Source organism: Actinomadura madurae, from assembly GCF_047130825.1.
GTDB lineage: Bacteria > Actinomycetota > Actinomycetes > Streptosporangiales > Streptosporangiaceae > Spirillospora > Spirillospora madurae.
This window is the reverse complement of record NZ_CP083237.1, coordinates 9,962,411-9,979,527: the sequence shown is the minus strand read 5'-3', so window position 1 is coordinate 9,979,527 and position 17,117 is coordinate 9,962,411. Positions and strand designations below refer to the sequence as shown.

Sequence of the window (17,117 nt, the reverse complement as noted above, 5' to 3'; positions counted from 1 at the left end):
GCCCGTCATCGCAGGGGCGGCGGGCCGGGGAACCGCATCCACACCGCCGTCCGCTCCCCGTCGGCCCGGACGCTCCACTCCAGGGTCAGCGCATCGATGATCCGCAGGCCGCGCCCGTCCACGGCGAGCGGATCGTCCCGCATCACCGGCCGCGCCCCGAGCGCCCCGTCGTCGACCACCTCCGCCACGATGTCCGCGCCGAAGGCGGAGAACATCACCGTCACCCGCCCGCCGCACCCCGACGCGGTGTGCTCGACCGCGTTGGTGAACGCCTCGTTGACACAGGTCTGGACGTCCCCGAGCGAGGGGTGCCCCTCCCCCAGGACGTCCCGCGCGAACCCCCGCACCTGCCGCGCCGCCCGCTCCGCCCCCGGCAGCGTGAGCGCCGCGATGACCTCGCTGATCGCCATCTGAGTCCTCTCTCTCGGACCCACAGACTCCAAGCGCAGCGCAGTCACCTCAACACGTTCCGTGTCACCCGAAAGGACTCCCGGCTAAATTTTCAGCGGTGGTCGATTCTCCGGACATCTGACTTCGTAGCGTGACACTCTGATCACATGTCGGAAGCGACCCTCTCCACCACGCGCCGCCGCAAGATCGGAAGAGTCCTCCGCCAACTCCGGGAGGAGGCCGGGTACACCCTCAAGACCGCCGGTAAGCAACTCGAACGCTCCCCGTCGTCCCTCAGCCAGATCGAGAACGGCGTGCAATGGCTGCGCCTACGCGACCTCGGATTCATCCTCGACCAGTACAACGTCCCCACGGACCTGCGCGCCGCCCTCATGACCCTCAGCGAACAAGACCGCCAACCCGGCTGGTGGGACGCCTACCGCGACCTGGTCAGCCCGGAGGCCATCGACTATGCGTCGGTGGAAAACAACGCAGCGCGCATCATGATCACCGAGACCACCTACATCCCGGGGCTATTGCAAACCGAGGCCTACGCCAGCGCGCTGCACCAGAGGCAGGTGCCGGAGAACCCACCCGAACAAATAGAGCGCTGGGTCGCTTTCCGCCTCGCTCGCCAGCAGATTCTGCAAAGATCTCGGGTACCGCGACTCGACGTGACCGTCGACGAAGCGGCGCTTCGCCGCGTACGCGGCGGACGCCACGTGATGAGATCCCAACTCCGAAGACTGTTGAACGAGATGGAGAAGGACTACCTCCACTTGCACGTTCTCCCGCTGGATGTAGATCCCGGTCCTGCCTACGGCGGTCAGTTCGATCTCCTGGAGATCGGCTCGCCCGCCATCCTCAGCATCGTCCTCACCGACCACTTGACCGGACGATGGCTTCTCGAAGGCGACACGGAGGTCTCACGGTATAAAGTCAAGTGCATAGAGGTGCAATCGTCGGCACTCTGCCAGAACGCCTCCCGTGATGCCATCGAGAGAATAATCTCTGAGCTATGACGGGATCGGATCTGAGGAACGCGATCTGGCGGAGAAGCAGCTTCAGCAGCTCTCAGACTCAGGAATGCGTAGAGGTCGCCGCAGTCTGGCGAAAGAGCAGTTGGACAGGCTCTTCAGGAACCGATTGCGTCGAGCTTGCTAGCGTCGACCGGCTGGTGGCCGTGCGGGACTCGAAGGATCCGGAGGGGCCTGTCCTCACCTTCGGAGCACGGGCATGGAGCGCGTTCCTCAGCACGCTCAAGGCGCGGGGCTGAGGCTGTGCATAGGCCGGGGCGGCCTGGGGATCTGCCGGAGCCTTGGGAGCTGTGGGTGCGGGGCGCGGCGATGGCGGCGGTGGAGGCCACGATCCCGGAGGACTTGAACGCGTCGTTCCTGGTGCACTCCAGAGGCGTCTCGCATGACGATTCCGGCGGCAACGAGTGGACGCTGGCGCTCATCGAGGGCGGGCGTGCCGTCCTTTACGGCTGCGACCACGAGGCGAGCAGGACGAGGTTCCGCGAGCCGTGCCTCGATCTGCTGGCGGGCGCGCCGTCCTGGCTGCCGCTCGAATGGCTGCGCGACCTCCTGGAAGCGGACGAACTGGGGTTCGTCTATTGGTTCGACGGCGAGTGGACTCGGGTCGAGTATCCGGCGGGCGTCCGGGACGACGGGCTCGCCGGCACGGTGGGGCGCACCATGGACATGCAGAAACTGGTCGCCATGGTGACCGACGTCGTGTTCGGCTACAAGCTGGCCGAGGCCGTCGGCGCCGACGATGACGAGGACGTCGACAGCGCCTTGGACGAAACCATCGGCAGGGCGCGGAAGGGCGCTCTGGAGGAGATGGTGAGGCAGGCGCGGGAGCGTGCCCTGTCCGCCGATGGCTTCGCCTGGTTCAGCGAGCGTTTCGACCTGGATCTCACCGCGGCGCTCAGGACCGCTCAGCGGGCAGGGCTGACCCCCGGCAGCGCCTTCCCGGAGCTGCCCGCCGGGGCGGAATGAGCGCGATCAGCGGGTGATCTTGTCGAGGAAGGTGGTCAGGTTGGTCCGCATGCGGGCGATCTTCTCGTCCAGGGTGAGGGCCTCCTCGTACTCGCCGGCCGCGACCGAGTGCTTCTTGTCGCGGACGTAGAGGGAGCAGTCGAGGTCGTCGCAGAGGTACTGGCCGACCGAGTTGCCCTGGCGCCCGGCCTCGCCGGTGCGGCGGGCCGTCATCAAGGACACGGCGCCGCCGGTCCGTGTCGTCAGGCACAGCGAGCACATGCTGCGCGCGGTGAAGCCTCGGGACGCGCCGGAGGCTCTGCGCAGGGCGATGCCGGTGAGGCGGCCGTCGTGCTCGGCGACCAGGTAGGCGCGCTCGGGGGCGCCGGGATCTCGCCAGCCCAGGTAGTCCAGGTCGTCCCAGGGAAGGTCGGCGAAGTCCTTGGGCAGACCGAGGCGCTTCGCCTCGCCCTTGGAGCAGTTGACGAAAGACGTGCGGATCTCACGCTCGGTCAGGGGTCTCATGTGCGGCGAGGCTAGTCTTCCTAATAGGCTTAGGCAAATACATTAGAAGCCTAGGTTATTGAGGAGGGGGCCATGGCTCGGGCGGGGGTGACCGTCGAACGGCTGACCGGGGCGGCGGCGGAGCTGGCCGACGAGGTCGGCTTCGGCAACGTGACCGTCGCGGCGCTCGCGCGCCGGTTCGGCGTCAAGGAGGCGAGCCTGTACTCGCACATCAAGAACGCCCACGACTTGAAGACTCGCGTCGCGCTGCTGGCCCTGGCCGAGCTAGCCGACGAGGTCTCCGCGGCGGTGGCGGGGCGCGCGGGCAAGGACGCCCTGGTGGCCTTCGCGAGCGCCTACCGCGACTACGCCAAGCGCCACCCTGGCAGGTACGCCGCCGCCCGGATGGAGTTGGACCCCGAGACGGCCGCCAAGAGCGCGGCGAAACGGCACTCGGAGATGACCCGGGCACTGCTGCGGGCCTACGACCTGTCAGAGCCCGACGAGACCGACGCGGTCCGGATGCTGGGCAGCGTCTTCCACGGCTTCGTGAGCCTGGAGACCGCGGGCAGCTTCAGCCACACCCCCCGCGATGTGGAGGCCTCCTGGAGCAGAACCCTGGACGCCCTCGACGTCGCCCTCAAGAACTGGCCCCCGGCCTGATCCTTGCGCCACCCCTCGTGACCTTTTGGTCGATTACGGTGTTCGCCGCTCCCTGCCGCTCCCGATGCACTGGGATTGGCGTGTGCGCGAGGACACTCAGAGTGATCGATCGGAGTTGATGCGGGCCGGAGTGAGGGCCCGGGTGGTCCGATGGACGGGGTCGACCGGGGCGCAGGCGCGGCGGTGGTCCACTCCGGTGCTGCTGTCGGTGTTGGCGGCGGGCGCGGTCGGGCCGTTGCTGACCCCGGTCGTCGGGGCGTCGGCGGTGGCCTCGGCGGGAGTCGGGGCGGTGACGGCGGTCGGCGGGAACGTCCTGACCGATCTGGTGAGGTCGGGGATCGCGCGGCTGGCCGGCCAGGAGGTCCAGGGCTCGGAGGGAGATCTGGAGTCAGAGCTGGAGCGGGGCGTCCAGCGGATCCTGGAGGCCGGCGGGGAGCGGGCGGAACGGCTGCGCGGCGAGATCGCGGAGTTGCTGCGGGAGGTCGGGGCGGTCGGCGCCGCGATCGAGGCGGTGCTGGAGACCGGTGACCGCCGGTTGCAGGCGGAGCTGGCCGCCGGGCTGGCGGCGGTGGGCGAGGAGTTCGGCGAATTCGGGTTCGTCCTGTCCGAGCTGCGGGTTCAGCTGGGGCTTCTCCGCGAGGGCATCGACCGCCAGGGCGGCCGGCTCCGGCAGCAGAGCGCCCAGCTCCAGCTCGCCGTGGACCTGGGGTACCGGCAGGCCACCGATACGCGGCTGCTCCTGGAGCAGGTGGCCGCGATCGAGCGGCGGACCCGCCCGGGTCGTCCGCCCGAGTCCGGGGCGGCGTGGTCCGACGGGTGCCCCTACCGGGGGCTGGTCGCCTTCAGCGAAGCGGACGCCGGGGTGTTCTACGGGCGGGAGGTGCTCACGGCGCAGCTGGTGGCCAGGCTCGCGCAGCGCCTGACCGGCGCCGGACCGCTGGTCGTGACCGGCGCGTCCGGGGCGGGCAAGTCGTCCCTGCTGCGCGCGGGGCTGCTGCCGGCGGCCGGGCGCGGCGAGTTGTCGGAGGCGGCCCGGCAGTGGCCGCGCCATGTCCTCGACCGGCCCACCGGATCTCCGCTGGAGCGCTTAGCAACCCTGGTGGCCGGGCTGGCGGGCCTGGACGCTCCCAGCGTCCTGCGCTCGCTCACGCGGGAGCCCGGTCAGGCGCACCTCCTGGTACGCCAGGCGCTCGACGCCGACGCGCGGCGCCGCGGCCTGTCCGGCCCGGCCGTGACCGGATCCCGGCTGATCCTGGCCGTCGACCAGTTCGAGGAGCTGTTCACCCTGGACGTCCCGGACGAGCGGCGCGAACGGGCCGAGGTGGAACGGGACGCGTTCATCACCGCTCTCCACGCGGCCGCGAGCGCGCCGGCCGGACCCGACGGCGCCTCCGCGGCCCTGGTCGTGATCGCCGTCCGCGGCGACTTCATCGACCGGTGCGCGCAGCACCCCCTGCTCGCCGCCGCACTCCAGGACGGCCCCTTCGTCGTGGGCCCGATGGCGGAGGCCGACCTGCGGCGCGCGATCACCGGGCCCGCCGACGTCGCCGGCCTGAGCATCGAGCCCGGCCTGATCGACACCATTCTCAGCCCGCTGCGCTCGCCCGCCGGCGGTTACGACGCCGGGGCGCTGCCGCTGCTGTCCCAGGCGATGCTGACGATCTGGGAGCACCGGGAGGACGACCGGCTCACCGGCCGCGGCTACGCGCTGACCGGCGGTGTCACGCAGGCGGTGGCCACCAGCGCCGAGGCGGCCTACGCCGACCTGGACCCCGGCCGGCAGCGGCTGGCCCGCCACGTGTTCCACCGGCTGACGGCGGTCTCGCGCGACGGCCGGCTCGCCCGGCGCACCGTCCAGCGCCCGGACCTGCACGCCAGTCACTCCGACCGGGGACGCGCCTGCACGGACCGGATCCTGGACGTCTTCGCCGCGCGGCGGCTCATCGTCGTCGACGACTCCGGCGTTCAGATCGCCCACGACGTCCTGCTGCGCGCCTGGCCGCGACTGCGCGGCTGGCTGGAGGCGGACCTGTCCGATCACGCCCTCTACAACCAGCTCGTGGACGCCGCCGGCGAATGGGCCGGCCACGGCCGGTCCGCCTCCTTCCTGTTCCGCGGCGAACGGCTGGCCGCCGTCCAGAGCGCCCGGATCCGCTGGCAGGCGGACCCCGGCCGCTTCCCCGCCCTGACCGACACCGCGCGTCTCTTCCTCGCCGCCGGCGCCCGCGCCCGGATCCGCGGCAGGCGCCGCCGCCGGGCCGTGCTGGCCGCCTTCTCCGTGCTCGTGGTGTTCGCACTGGGCCTGGCCGCCACGGCCGTCCGCTCGTCCGTCGACGCACGGGATCAGCGGGACCTGGCCGTCTCCCGCCAGCTCATCGCCCAGAGCCGGCTCCAGGCCACCGACCCCGCCCTTTCCGCACTGCTGGCCGCGGCCGCCTGGCGCATCGACCCGGCACCCGCGACCCGCGCGAACCTGCTCTTCATGCTGAGCAGGCCCGAGCGCGGCGTTCTCACTTCGCGCGCCGACTCGATCACCGCGGCCGAGCTCAGCCCGGACGGACGCACGCTCGCGCTCGGCACCCTGGACGAGGTGTCGTTCGTCGACATCGGGACACGCCGTCAGGTCGGAGCGCCGCTCACCGGCCTGGACGGTGCGGTCTCCGCGAGTTTCAGCCCCGACGGGCGCACCCTGGCGACCAGCAGCGGCGGCGATCACAGGGTGCTGTTCTGGGACGTCAGGACGCGCAAGCAGGTCGGAGCGCCGCTCCCCGATCACGGCAACCCCGTCGACGCGATGGTGTTCGCCCCGGACGGACGCACCCTGGCCACCAGCGGCGACGGCATGGTCCGGCTGTGGGACGCCAGGACGCACGAGCAAATCGGAGAAGACCTCACCGGCCGGGGCGAACCCGCATCCGTGGCGTTCAACCCGGACGGCGGCAGTCTCGCCATCGGCACCGAAGGCAAGGTGCAGATATGGGACACCAGGACGCGTGAGCGGATCGGCGCCCCTCTCGAAGTCGACTACGACTCGATGCCCCCCACCGCGGTGTTCAGCCCGAGCGGGAACATGCTCGCCACCGGCGGGAAAAGCGTGGTGCGGCTATGGGACTCCGCGACGCGCAAGCCGGTCGGCGGTCCTCTCACCGCCCACGACGGCGACGTGACCTCTCTGGCCTTCAGCCCGGACGGGCGCACCCTGGCCATCGGTGACAGCGGCAACACCCTGCGACTGTGGAACGTTCATACCCGGCGCCAGCTCGGTGAGCCCTTCATCGGCCATACCCACTCGGTGACGTCCATCATCTTCCTCAATGACGGCGGCACCCTGGTCACCGGCGGCACAGACGGCACCGTGCGGCTGTGGAACTTCACCACGCACAGGCAGGTCGGTGACCCGCTCGCCGGTCATCGGGAAGAGATCACCTCCCTGGCGCTGAACCGCGACGGAAAGACCCTGGCCACTGGCAGCGCGGACAGGACAGTGCGGTTCTGGGACCTTCACCGGCGCCGTCAGATCGCCTTGCTCGAAAGGGCGCACGCCGAGAGCGTCACATCCGTCGCTTTCAGCCTCGGCGGGGACACCCTGGCCACCAGTGGCGGCAACGACAAGACGGTCCGGCTGTGGGACGTGCGGACCCGGCGTCAGACCGGCGCCCCCATCACCGGCGACTACAGCGGATCCGTGGCCTTCAGCCCGGACGGACGCACCCTGGCCGTCGTGGACGGCTATTCCACGGTCCGGCTGTGGGACGTCCGAACCTGGCGGCAGACCGGCGCACCGATCACCGGCTCCGGCGACTACAGCGGACCCGTGGCCTTCAGCCCGGACGGGCGCACCCTGGCCACCGAGGGCGACGGCAACTCGGTGCGGTTGTTCGACAGCAGGACGCACAGGCAGATCGGCGCCCCTTTCGCAGGCCACGAAGGCATCATCTCCTCCCTGGCGTTCAGCCCTGACGGCCGATCATTGGCGAGCGGCAGCCTCGACGGCACGGTCCGGCTGTGGGACGTCCGCGCCCATCGGCAGATCGGCGCGGCCCTCACCGGCCACACCGCCTATGTGGGTTCCATCGCGTTCAGCCATGACGGGCGAGCCCTGGCCAGCGGAAGTGGTGACGGAGAGATCCACTTGTGGGACCCGGAAACGCGAACGCAGATCAGCGGTCCCCTCACCGGGCACGACGGGGCCGTCGCCGCCGTGCTCTTCGGCCCGGACGGGCGCACCCTGATCAGCGGCGGCGCCGACAGGACGGTGCGGCAGTGGGACGTGGCGGCCCCCCGCGATCCCTACGCGGCCGTCTGCGCCATCGCCGGGCGCTCGCTCACCGCCGGAGAGTGGGCCCGATACGTCCCCGGGCAGAGATTCCGTTCCGTCTGCCCCTGACCGGGCGAGCGATCTGCAGGAAGATCTCAGGATGAGCCTTCCTGATGATCTGGACGAGCTGGCGCGGAGCGTCATCGACGGGAACCGGTACATGACGCTCGCAACGAGCGAGGACGACGGCCGGCCGCGGGTGTCGCCGGTGTACTTCACGCACGCCGGCTACCGGACGTTCTACTGGGTGTCGTCTCCGGACGCGCGGCACTCGAAGAACGTCGCCGCGCGCCCCGAGGTTGCGATCGTCATCTACGACTCGTCCGTGGAGATCGGCAAAGGCCGCGCCGTCTACCTCGACGCCGTGGCGTCGAGGGTGCCGGACGACGAGCTGCCGCGGCGGTGCGCCGAGGCGTTCGCGGAGGTGGATCCCGGCGCCTACCGGCTCGAACCGCGGGACCTCGTCGGGGACAACCCGTGGCGGCTGTACCACGCGGACGCGACCGGGTGGGAGGTGCACCTGCCCGGCCGCGACCCGCGCAACCCCACGGGCACCGACACCCGGCGCCGCGTGACGCTCTGATCAGCCGGTCCGCGTCGCGGTGACGGCCATCGTGACGTAGGGCAGCGTGAAGCCGCCGCCCAGCGCGTCGATGGCGGCGCCGACGCCGTCGAGCACCTCCGTCGCCTTCTCGGGCGGGAGGGTGGTCAGGCTGCCGTGCGTGGGCATCTGGTCGAGCCACTCGTCCCGGGTGTAGTGGTGCTCCCAGTCGAAGCGCCACTGCTCGGGATCGGTGAACGCGCCCGCCTGCCGCATGCCGTCGGCGGCCTTGTCGAACATCGCCTGGTAGACGTCCAGGGCGGGCCGCCCCGCCTGGCCGGAGAGCGGGGAGCCGGGCGCCACGCGCTCGTAGACCTCGACGAGGGCGTCCGCGACCTCGGCGGGAAGCTGGAAGACGTGCCAGAACGCGGCGAGGCGGCCGGCGGGGCGGAGCACCCGGGCCGCCTTGGCCGCGCCCGCGACCGGGTCGATCCAGTGCCAGGCCGTCCCGGCGACGACGGCGTCGAAGTCGCGGCCGGCGGCGTCCCAGGTCTCGAAGGCCGCCACCTCGACGTCGAGGCCGCGGCGCCGCGCGAAGGCGGCCATGCGGGCGTCGGGCTCGACGCCCAGCACGGTGCAGCCGGCGGCCTGGAACTGCCGGGCGGCGGTGCCGGTGCCGCAGCCGACGTCCAGGACGTCCGGGCCGGGGCTCGCGGCGGCGATCCGGTCCACCATGGCGTCGGGATAGGCGGGACGGGTCCGGTCGTAGCGTGCGGCGTCCGTGCCGAAGGACTCGGCGACGTGCCTGGCACGATGGGGTTCGGCAGGGGAGCTGTCCGCTTGCCGGGACGGTAGAGTGGGCATGCGCCCACTATGAATGGGCAAGCGCCCACTCGTCAACGGGAGAGGTGGGATCCACGGTGCCGACCGGGGTCGCCCTGCGCGACGTGCGCGAGCAACTGTTCGACGCCGCCGAGCGCGTCCTGCTGCGGGACGGGCCGAGCGCCCTCACCAGCAGGGCGGTCACCGCGGAGGCGGGCTGCGCCAAGGGCGTCCTGCACCGGCACTTCGCCGACTTCGACGCCTTCCTCGCCGAGTTCGTGCTGGACCGCGCCCGCCGGATGGACGCCCAGGCCGCCGTGCTGCGCGACTCCGCCGGCGCCGGCACCGTGGTCGGCAACCTCGCCGCCGCGATGACGGCCGTGTTCGAGTCGGTCGCGATGGCGATCCTCCCGCTCATCACGTTCCGGGACGAACTGCGCGCCCGGCTGCGGACGACCTGGCCCGCCGGGCTCCCCGTCATCACCGAGGCCGTGGAGATGGTCGCCGCCTACCTCGCCGCCGAACGGGACCTCGGCCGCATCGCGCCGGACGCCGAGGTCGAGGTGCTCGCCCCCACCCTGCTCGGGGCGGGGCACCTGCAGTACGCCGACCGGGCGGCTCCCGCACCGGATCCCGAGGCGGTCCGCAAGACGGTGACCACGGTCATCGGCGGCGTCCTGCGCTGATCGCGCCGCGCGCACTTGCCCCGGCGCCGCCGGCGTGGTTTTATAAATGCACGTTCATTCATTAATGGAGGTGCGATGGCGGGGCGGCCGCGGGGCGTGGACGACGCGGTGATTTTGCGGGCGGCGGTCGAGGTGATCGGCAGGGTCGGCCCGGCGAGGCTCACGCTCGCCGCGGTGGCGGACGAGGTCGGCCTCGTACCGGGCACGCTCGTCCAGCGCTTCGGGTCGAAGCGGGGCCTGCTGCTGGCGCTGGCGGAGCGGTCGGTCCAGGACGCCGGCACGCTGCACAAGCGGGCGCGGGACGGGCACGAGTCCCCGCTCGCGGCGCTCCGGGCGTTCGCCGCCGCGTCGATGTCCGAGCTGGCCACGCCGGAGAAGTACGCCAACCACCTGGCGTTCCTGTGCATGGACCTGACCGACCGGGAGTTCCACGAGCGCGCGCTGGCCGTCCACGAGGCGCACGGCCGCGTGATCGAGATGCTGCTGGACGAGGCGGTGGCAGGCGGCGAGCTCCGGCCCGGGACCGACACCGGGGCCGTGGCCGGATCCGTCCAGGTCGCCATCGCGGGGGCCGGGCTGACGTGGGCGCTCGACCGCCGGGGAACGCTGGCGGACCGGCTCGCGCACGAGATCGGCACCGTCCTGGCGCCGCACGCGAAGGAGGGACCATGACGCTCGAAGGGCAGGTCGCGCTGGTGGCCGGGGGCACCCGGGGCGGCGGGCGCGGCATCGCCGTCCAGCTCGGGGCGGCCGGGGCGACCGTGTACGTCACGGGACGCAGCAGCGGGTCCGAGCGGTCGGACCTCGGCCGTCCGGAGACCATCGAGGAGACCGCCGAGCTGGTCACGGCGGCCGGCGGGACCGGCATCCCCGTCCGCGTCGACCACAGCGTCCCGGACGAGGTCCGCGCGCTGGCCGGGCGGATCACGGCCGAGCAGGACGGCCGGCTCGACGTCCTCGTCAACTCGGTGTGGGGAGGCGACCCGCTGACCGACTGGGAGCACCCGCTATGGGAGCAGGACCTCGACCGGGGGCTGCGGCTCCTGCGGCAGGCCGTCGAGACCCACGTGATCACCAGCCGGTTCATGCTGCCGCTGATGGTCGCCCGGAAACGCGGCCTCGTGGTGGAGGTGACCGACGGCAACACCGCCCGCTACCGCGAATCGTTCTTCTACGACCTCGCGAAGTCGAGCGTCATCCGGCTCGCGTTCGCGCAGGCCGCGGAGCTGAGGCCGCACGGGGTCGCCGCCGTCGCGATCACGCCCGGCTTCCTGCGCTCGGAGCACGTGCTGGAGCACTTCGGCGTCACCGAGGAGAACTGGCGGGAGGCGGTGGCCAAGGACCCGCATTTCGCGTACTCCGAGACCCCGGCGTACCTGGGGCGCGCCGTCGCCGCCCTCGCCGCCGACCCCGAGATCATGAGCAAGACGGGACGGGCCCTGGCCACCTGGGGTCTGTACGAGGAGTACGGGTTCACCGACGTCGACGGGACCCAGCCCGACTTCGCCGCGCACTGGGCGGACGCGCTGGTCGACGAGTACGGGCCGCTCGGCGACCCGCTATGACCGCGGCACGTCGACGACCAACCGGCCGTCCCGGACGGTCACCGGCGTGCCGAACCCGGCACAGGCCCGGGTGAACCGGTCGGCGATCCAGGCGCGGTCCGCCCCCTCGGCCAGGCGGGTGCGGCAGAAGTCGAGCCGCAGCGGCACCGCCTCGATCCGGGACGGCCCGGCGGCCTCCAGCCTGACCAGGAACACCAGCCCCAGGTCGTTGCGGAGCCCGGCGTCGACGGCGTAGTCGTCGATGAAGTCGCCCATGTCGAAGATGACCGGCCAGGCGATCCCGTGGAAGACGTGCGCCGAACTCCCGGCGACGAGCGTCGCGCCCGCGTCCACCAGGGCGCGCGCCGCCCGCCGGACGTACGGCAGCGGCTCGGAGGTCATGTTCGGGCCCCAGTGCGGCAGGACGAGCACGGCGTCGTGCTCGTCCCGGAGCCGCCGCACCTCGTCCAGCAGGAATTCGGGGACGCCTCGCTCCAGATCGGCAAGGGCGACCCCCGGACGGCCCGCGCCCGCGGCGAAGTCGGACGGGTGATCGGTGACGCCGACGACCGCGACCCGCACTCCCCCGGCGTCCAGGACGACCGGCTCCCGCGCCCGCTCCAGATCGGCCCCGGCGCCCACCGTGCGGATGCCCACGCGGCCGAGGAGGGCGAGCGTGTCCGCCAGCGCGTCGCGTCCGAAGTCCAGCGCGTGGTTGTTGGCGAGCGTCACGCAACCGACGCCGAGATCGGCGAGGGCCTCGACCGCGGCCGGCGGCGCCCGGAAGTGGAACGGCTTGCCGGGCGCGTCCCACCGCCGTCCGCGCCCGGACACGCAGCACTCCAGGTTCAGCACCGCGAGATCGGCCTCCGCGAAGACCTCTCGCACGCCGCCGGAGAACAGCCCGTACGGGCCGGACGCGGCGATCTCGTCCGCCACGCCCCGGCCCAGCATGGTGTCCCCGGCCAGCGCCACCGTGATCGTCATGCCGTGCTCGCCATCCTTGGGGGCCTCACATCCTCAATCGGTAGATCCGCCAGAAGCCGGTGTCGCTCACGTCGAGCGTCTCCACCCCGGCATACCCGGCATCCGTCGCGTACGCCGCGAGCGTCCCCGGGCGCATGACCGCCCCGGTCCCGGCCGACCCGTCGTGGCTGAGCGAGTCGGGCAGGCAGATCAGCAGGCTGAAGCCGTACAGCAGGCGCTGGACCTCGTCGCCCGGCGTGGTGAGGACCTGGTCGGCGGCCTCGTCGACGACGATCACGACCGCGTCCGGCGCCGCCGCGGCCCGCATCCCCGCCAGCACCTCCGTGGGGCGCGGCATGTCGTGCAGGCACTCGACCAGCATCAGCACGTCGTACGGGCCGCCCGGGAGCCCCGCCGCGGCGTCGGCGCGGTGGAACCGCACGCGGTCGGCGACGCCGGCCTCCGTGGCGTGCTTGCGCGCGGCGTCCAGGGCGACGTCGTCGAGGTCGAACCCGTCCACCTCGATCCGCGGATGGGCCTTGGCCAGCCCGATCGCCGACCAGCCCTGCCCGCAGCCGACGTCGGCGACCCGGGCGCCCGCGGCGAGCCGCTCGCGCAGCCCGGGGATCTGCGGCGCCCAGTCGCGTGGCAGGGCGTGCAGCAGCATCGGCCGGTTGAGGTCGCCCTGGGCGTTGGACATGTCCTCCCCGTAGGCGTCCCAGGGCACGCCCCGCCCGGCCCGGTACGCCTCCGCGATCGCGGGCAGCTGCAGCACCGCCGCCATGATCTGGCGGACCAGCGGCTCGGTCCAGGCCGGGCTGTCGGCGTCCAGCAGCGCCTCGGCGTGCCCGGCCGGGAGCTCGTACCGGCCGTCCGGCAGCCGGACCAGGACGCCCGCGACGGCCTGCTGCTCCAGCCACTCCGTGGCGTACCTGGGCTGCGCCCCGGTCCGCCCGGCGAGCTCCTCGGGGGTCGCCGGACCGTCCTCATGGAGCGACGCGTACCAGCCGAGCCGCCCCCCGAGCCAGACGGCCGCGGCCTCCATCGTGGCCACTGCCTGCCCGAACAGCCGTTCCGACAGGGCACCCGGGCTATATTCGGTCATGAGGTCTCCTTTCCTCCTCTACCGAAGAGATAGGCCTCGGCACATGCAGCCGCCTTGCACGGCGCTTGCACGCGGCGGCGACCGCACGGGGGTTCACGGCCATGGAGTTCCGGGTGCTCGGCTCGCTGGTGCTGGTGGACGGCGAGCGGGAGATCATGCTCACCAGCGCGCACCAGCGGCGCCTGCTGGCGGCGCTGCTGCTGGAGCCCGGATGCCCGGTGTCGGCCGGCCCGCTGGTGGACGCCCTGTGGGGCGAGGACCCGCCCGCCTCCGCCGCCACGACCGTCCAGTCGTATGTGTCCCGGCTGCGCCGCGTCCTCGGCCCCGGGCTGCTGCAGCGCAGCCCCGGCGGGTACCTGCTGGCCGCCGGCGCCGAGTCGACCGACGCCGGACGGTTCGAGCGGCTGGCCGCACGCGGCCGGTCCGCCGACCGCCCTGCCGACCGGATCCGCCTCCTGGAGGAGGCGCTCGCGCTGTGGCGCGGGGACGCCTTCACCGACCTCGCGCACCACCCGCCCGGCCAGGCGGAGGCCGCCCGGCTGGCGGAGCTGCGCGCCTCCTGCCGCGAGGACCGGGCGGCCGCGCTGCTCACCCTCGGCAGGTTCGCCGAGTCCGTCGCAGACCTGCGGGCCCTGACCGTCGCGGAGCCGTTCCGGGAACGGCCGTGGCGACTGCTCATGCTCGCGCTGCACCGCTCCGGCCGCCAGGCCGAGGCGCTCGCCGCGTTCCGCGCCTACGACGGGATCCTCGCCGAGGAGGGATTGGAACCGTCCTCGGCGATCAGGGCCGTGCAGGCGACGATCCTGGCCGAACCCGACCCCGCCCCGCCCGCCGAACCCCTCACGGCCGCCCGCCGCCCGCCCCGCCCCGTCACCCCGCTGATCGGGCGGGAGGACGAACGCGCGTTCGTGCTGGACCTGCTGAAGGAGCACGCGCTCGTCACCATCACCGGCCCCGCGGGGGTCGGGAAGTCGCGCCTGGCGGCGGAGGTCGCCGCCGCCGAGGCCTCCGCCCGCCTCGACGGAGCCCGCGTCGTGCACCTCGCCGCCGTCGCCGACCCCGGCAGGGTCTGGTACGCGGTGGCCCAGGAGTTGGGCGTCAGCGGCCAGGGGCCCGACCGGCTCGCCGACGCGCTCGCCGCGCGCGACATGATCCTCGTCCTCGACGGCGCCGAGCACGTCCTGGACGCCGTCGCGGCACTGGTGACCACCGTCCTCGCCCGCTGCCCCGGCGTGACGGCGCTCGTGACCGCCCAGGAACGCACGGGCGTCGCCGCAGAGTGCGTCGTGCCGCTGTCCCCGCTGTCCGCGGACGGCGCGGACGCCCCCGCCGTCCGGCTGTTCACCGAGCGCGCGACCGCCGTCAACCCCGCCTTCCGGGCGGACGGCCCCGGCGCCGCCACCGTCGCCGCGCTGTGCCGCCACCTCGACGGGCTGCCGCTGGCGCTGGAGATGGCCGCCGCCCGCATGGGCTCCTACACGCCCCGCGACCTGCTCGACCGGCTCGACCGGCGGTTCGCGCTGCTGCACGGCGTCCGGGCCACCGAACCCGGCCGGCACCGCACCCTGCGGGCCGCGGTCGACTGGTCCTACCGGCTCCTCGCCCCCGCGGAACGCGAGGTCTTCACCGCCCTGTCGGTCTTCCCCGCCTCGTTCGACGCGCCGGCGGCCGCGGCGACCTGCGGCGGCGACCCCGAGCACGTCCGCGACGTCCTGGCCCGGCTGGTCGAGCGCTCCATGGTCACCGCGGAGCTGCGCGGCGGCCGGGCCCGGTTCGCGCTGCTGGAGACCCTCCGCGGCTACGGGCGGGACGTGCTCGCCGCCCGCGGCGACCTCGACGCCGCCCAGGGCCGGCACGCCGCCTGGGCCGCCGACCTCGCGGAACGGGCCGACGCCGGGATGCGCGGACCCGGCGAGGCCGAATGGACCATGCGGATCGACGACGCCCTGCCCGACCTGCGCGCGGCCTTCGCCTGGGCCTCCGCCGGACGGCACGCCGACCTCGTCCGGCGGCTGACCGTGGCGCTGCTCGGCTACGCCTACCACCGGCTGGTCCTGGAACCCGCGGACTGGGCGGCGCGGGCGCTGGAGACGTTCGGGGAGGACGCCCCGGCCGCCCTGCACGTCCTCGCCGCGATCGGCCCCCTGAACAGGGGCGACCTCCCGGCCGCGGAGTCCCTCGCACGCACCGGCCACGGCCTGGCCCGTCCCGGCGCCCCGGAACGGAACATGGCCGCGCTCCTCATGGCGGACGCCGCGGGCTACGGAGGCCACGCCGAGGACGTGGCCGGGCGCGCCGCCGAACTCCTCACGGCCGCCGACCCCCACCTCCGGGCGCTCGGCCACGTGACGGCCGGCATCGCCGCGGCGTACCTCGGCCGCCCGGACGCCGCCCGCGAGCACGCCGCCCGGCTGCGGCCCCTCGCCGGCCGCGCCGCCGCCCCCACCCTCGCCGCCTGGCGGCACTACCTCGCCGGAGAGATCTCGGCCGCCGGGGACGGCATCGCCGCCGTCCATGACCTCGACACCGCGGTCCGGACCGCCCGGCAGGTCGGCAACCGGCTGATCGAGGGCGTCGCGCTGGTCGCCGCCACCGCGTGCCGCACCCGGCACGGCCGGCCCGAGGCCGCGCCGCCGGCGGTCGCCACCGCGATCGGCCACTGGCGCCGCCAGGGCGACTGGACGCACCAGTGGCCGACGCTGCGGACGGCCGCGATCCTGCTCTCCCGGCTCGGCGGCCACCGCGACGCGATCGTCCTCGCCGCCGCCGTCGCCGCCCTCGGCCCGGCGCCCTACGGCCGGGAGGCCGACGACCTCGCCGCGCTCGAATCGCGGGCCCGCTCGGCGCTCGGGCCGGCCGCGGTGGCCGAGGCGCGCGCGGCGGGCGCCGCGCTCGGCCCGGCCGACGCCGCCCTGTACGCGCTGAACGCCATCGACGCCCGATCTCGGGACGCGCGCCCGCGTGCGGGCGTCACGGACTCCGGCTGAACCAGGTGACCTGCGCCCCGTTGCCGAACGACTCGCGCCGCTCCGGCGTGAACCGGGCGGGACGGAACTCGCCCGCGAAGGCCGGGACCCCCGCTCCGGCCACCACCGGGTAGGACTTGACGATCAGCTCGTCGATCTCGGGCAGGAGGACGGCCGCCAGCCGGCCACCGCCGGCGAGCCAGATGTCCTTGTCGCCCTTCTCGGCCTTGAGCTCCCGGACGGTGCCGAGCGGTTCCCGCACCAGCTCGACGCCCGGATCGTCGATCGCCTCCAGTGAGGTGGACGCGACGTACTGGCGAACGTGCGCGTACGGGCTGGTCACGCCGATGTCGAGCGCGGGCCGGTAGGTTCCGAGGCCCATGATCAGCGTGTCGAACCGCTTGTTGGGAGCGTCCTCCAGCCCGGCCTGCGGGCGGACGTGGGTCGGGACGGTCTCCGGATACCGCTCGTTGATCCAGGCCGCCATGTCGTCCCCGAGCGGGTAGAAGTCGACCTCGCCGCGGGGGCCGGCGATGTAGCCGTCGATGCTGACGCCGACGTAGTAGACGAGTTTTCGCATACCGACACTCCATCGTAGTACTCTCTCTGTAGTGGTTTGAACGTAGTACT

The 17,117-nt window shown here is 73.2% G+C and carries 16 protein-coding genes; 10 read left to right on the top strand and 6 right to left on the bottom strand.

What is annotated here, in order from left to right:
- Positions 1-5 precede the first annotated feature (5 nt).
- Positions 6-410 carry an ATP-binding protein gene (locus tag K8Z49_RS46745; protein WP_021598833.1) on the bottom strand — a complete coding sequence of 135 codons (405 nt, stop codon included), beginning with the start codon at positions 408-410 and terminating at the stop codon, positions 6-8.
- Positions 411-557: 147 nt separating this feature from the next.
- Here K8Z49_RS46745 and K8Z49_RS46740 point away from each other — a divergent pair, with 147 nt between their 5' ends.
- Genes K8Z49_RS46740 through K8Z49_RS46730 form a run of 3 tightly spaced genes read left to right on the top strand, consistent with a single transcriptional unit; the run spans position 558 to position 2,393 of the window.
- Complete coding sequence (locus tag K8Z49_RS46740; protein ID WP_412517103.1) at positions 558-1,412, top strand: helix-turn-helix domain-containing protein; 855 nt, start codon at positions 558-560, stop codon at positions 1,410-1,412.
- Entirely contained in the window at positions 1,409-1,666 is a 258-nt protein-coding gene (locus tag K8Z49_RS46735) for a DUF397 domain-containing protein (protein ID WP_412517102.1), read from the top strand. Before K8Z49_RS46740 ends, K8Z49_RS46735 begins: the two co-directional genes overlap by 4 nt.
- 55 nt (positions 1,667-1,721) lie before the next feature.
- Complete coding sequence (locus K8Z49_RS46730; RefSeq protein WP_412517101.1) at positions 1,722-2,393, top strand: hypothetical protein; 672 nt, start codon at positions 1,722-1,724, stop codon at positions 2,391-2,393.
- 6 nt (positions 2,394-2,399) lie between these two features.
- Here K8Z49_RS46730 and K8Z49_RS46725 read toward each other — a convergent pair whose 3' ends face one another.
- Positions 2,400-2,897, bottom strand: a complete 498-nt coding sequence (locus tag K8Z49_RS46725) for an FBP domain-containing protein (RefSeq protein ID WP_412517100.1) — start codon at positions 2,895-2,897, stop codon at positions 2,400-2,402.
- A 72-nt stretch (positions 2,898-2,969) separates the two neighbouring features.
- Between K8Z49_RS46725 and K8Z49_RS46720 the strand changes: the two genes are divergently transcribed.
- From K8Z49_RS46720 to K8Z49_RS46710, 3 genes are all read left to right on the top strand, one after another.
- Positions 2,970-3,539: a TetR/AcrR family transcriptional regulator gene (locus K8Z49_RS46720; protein WP_412517099.1), complete on the top strand. Its 570-nt coding sequence runs from the start codon at positions 2,970-2,972 to the stop codon at positions 3,537-3,539.
- Between the two features lie 142 nt (positions 3,540-3,681).
- Positions 3,682-7,926, top strand: a complete 4,245-nt coding sequence (locus tag K8Z49_RS46715; protein ID WP_412517098.1) for a hypothetical protein — start codon at positions 3,682-3,684, stop codon at positions 7,924-7,926.
- Between the two features lie 31 nt (positions 7,927-7,957).
- Complete coding sequence (locus tag K8Z49_RS46710; RefSeq protein ID WP_412517097.1) at positions 7,958-8,440, top strand: pyridoxamine 5'-phosphate oxidase family protein; 483 nt, start codon at positions 7,958-7,960, stop codon at positions 8,438-8,440.
- On the opposite strand, the gene K8Z49_RS46705 is transcribed toward K8Z49_RS46710, so the two are convergent.
- Entirely contained in the window at positions 8,441-9,262 is an 822-nt protein-coding gene (locus K8Z49_RS46705) for a class I SAM-dependent methyltransferase (RefSeq protein WP_021598565.1), read from the bottom strand.
- Positions 9,263-9,318: 56 nt separating this feature from the next.
- On the opposite strand from K8Z49_RS46705, the gene K8Z49_RS46700 reads away from it, so the two are divergent.
- The 3 genes from K8Z49_RS46700 (at position 9,319) to K8Z49_RS46690 (ending at position 11,471) form a co-directional block, all read left to right on the top strand.
- A complete protein-coding gene (locus tag K8Z49_RS46700; RefSeq protein WP_024936667.1) occupies positions 9,319-9,906 on the top strand; it encodes a TetR/AcrR family transcriptional regulator in 588 nt (195 codons plus the stop codon).
- 75 nt (positions 9,907-9,981) lie between these two features.
- On the top strand, positions 9,982-10,578 hold the full coding sequence (locus K8Z49_RS46695; RefSeq protein WP_412517096.1) for a TetR/AcrR family transcriptional regulator: 597 nt from the start codon (positions 9,982-9,984) through the stop codon (positions 10,576-10,578).
- Positions 10,575-11,471, top strand: coding sequence for an SDR family oxidoreductase (locus tag K8Z49_RS46690; protein ID WP_021598568.1), 897 nt, complete (start codon positions 10,575-10,577; stop codon positions 11,469-11,471). The genes K8Z49_RS46695 and K8Z49_RS46690 overlap by 4 nt, the downstream gene beginning before the upstream one ends.
- On the opposite strand, the gene K8Z49_RS46685 is transcribed toward K8Z49_RS46690, so the two are convergent.
- Together K8Z49_RS46685 and K8Z49_RS46680 are read right to left on the bottom strand one after the other, a co-directional pair.
- Positions 11,466-12,437, bottom strand: coding sequence for a CapA family protein (locus K8Z49_RS46685; protein WP_075019941.1), 972 nt, complete (start codon positions 12,435-12,437; stop codon positions 11,466-11,468). The genes K8Z49_RS46690 and K8Z49_RS46685 overlap by 6 nt on opposite strands.
- A 25-nt stretch (positions 12,438-12,462) precedes the next feature.
- The gene (locus K8Z49_RS46680) at positions 12,463-13,521 is read right to left on the bottom strand and encodes a class I SAM-dependent methyltransferase (RefSeq protein WP_021598570.1); all 1,059 of its coding nucleotides are present in this window, start codon (positions 13,519-13,521) and stop codon (positions 12,463-12,465) included.
- Between the two features lie 101 nt (positions 13,522-13,622).
- Here K8Z49_RS46680 and K8Z49_RS46675 point away from each other — a divergent pair, with 101 nt between their 5' ends.
- The gene (locus tag K8Z49_RS46675) at positions 13,623-16,508 is read left to right on the top strand and encodes a BTAD domain-containing putative transcriptional regulator (RefSeq protein WP_412517095.1); all 2,886 of its coding nucleotides are present in this window, start codon (positions 13,623-13,625) and stop codon (positions 16,506-16,508) included.
- Here K8Z49_RS46675 and K8Z49_RS46670 read toward each other — a convergent pair.
- Positions 16,492-17,067, bottom strand: coding sequence for a dihydrofolate reductase family protein (locus K8Z49_RS46670; RefSeq protein WP_021599620.1), 576 nt, complete (start codon positions 17,065-17,067; stop codon positions 16,492-16,494). The genes K8Z49_RS46675 and K8Z49_RS46670 overlap by 17 nt on opposite strands.
- Positions 17,068-17,117: the final 50 nt, after the last annotated feature.

Excerpts from the sequence above, each read along its gene's own strand:
- K8Z49_RS46670 (WP_021599620.1), bottom strand. The coding sequence starts at position 17,067 with ATGCGAAAACTCGTCTACTACGTCGGCGTCAGCATCGACGGCTACATC.
- K8Z49_RS46725 (WP_412517100.1), bottom strand. The coding sequence starts at position 2,897 with ATGAGACCCCTGACCGAGCGTGAGATCCGCACGTCTTTCGTCAACTGC.
- K8Z49_RS46690 (WP_021598568.1), top strand. The coding sequence starts at position 10,575 with ATGACGCTCGAAGGGCAGGTCGCGCTGGTGGCCGGGGGCACCCGGGGC.
- K8Z49_RS46720 (WP_412517099.1), top strand. The coding sequence starts at position 2,970 with ATGGCTCGGGCGGGGGTGACCGTCGAACGGCTGACCGGGGCGGCGGCG.
- K8Z49_RS46695 (WP_412517096.1), top strand. The coding sequence starts at position 9,982 with ATGGCGGGGCGGCCGCGGGGCGTGGACGACGCGGTGATTTTGCGGGCG.
- K8Z49_RS46745 (WP_021598833.1), bottom strand. The coding sequence starts at position 410 with ATGGCGATCAGCGAGGTCATCGCGGCGCTCACGCTGCCGGGGGCGGAG.
- K8Z49_RS46705 (WP_021598565.1), bottom strand. The coding sequence starts at position 9,262 with ATGCCCACTCTACCGTCCCGGCAAGCGGACAGCTCCCCTGCCGAACCC.
- K8Z49_RS46740 (WP_412517103.1), top strand. The coding sequence starts at position 558 with ATGTCGGAAGCGACCCTCTCCACCACGCGCCGCCGCAAGATCGGAAGA.
- K8Z49_RS46680 (WP_021598570.1), bottom strand. The coding sequence starts at position 13,521 with ATGACCGAATATAGCCCGGGTGCCCTGTCGGAACGGCTGTTCGGGCAG.
- K8Z49_RS46735 (WP_412517102.1), top strand. The coding sequence starts at position 1,409 with ATGACGGGATCGGATCTGAGGAACGCGATCTGGCGGAGAAGCAGCTTC.
- K8Z49_RS46675 (WP_412517095.1), top strand. The coding sequence starts at position 13,623 with ATGGAGTTCCGGGTGCTCGGCTCGCTGGTGCTGGTGGACGGCGAGCGG.
- K8Z49_RS46710 (WP_412517097.1), top strand. The coding sequence starts at position 7,958 with ATGAGCCTTCCTGATGATCTGGACGAGCTGGCGCGGAGCGTCATCGAC.
- K8Z49_RS46685 (WP_075019941.1), bottom strand. The coding sequence starts at position 12,437 with ATGACGATCACGGTGGCGCTGGCCGGGGACACCATGCTGGGCCGGGGC.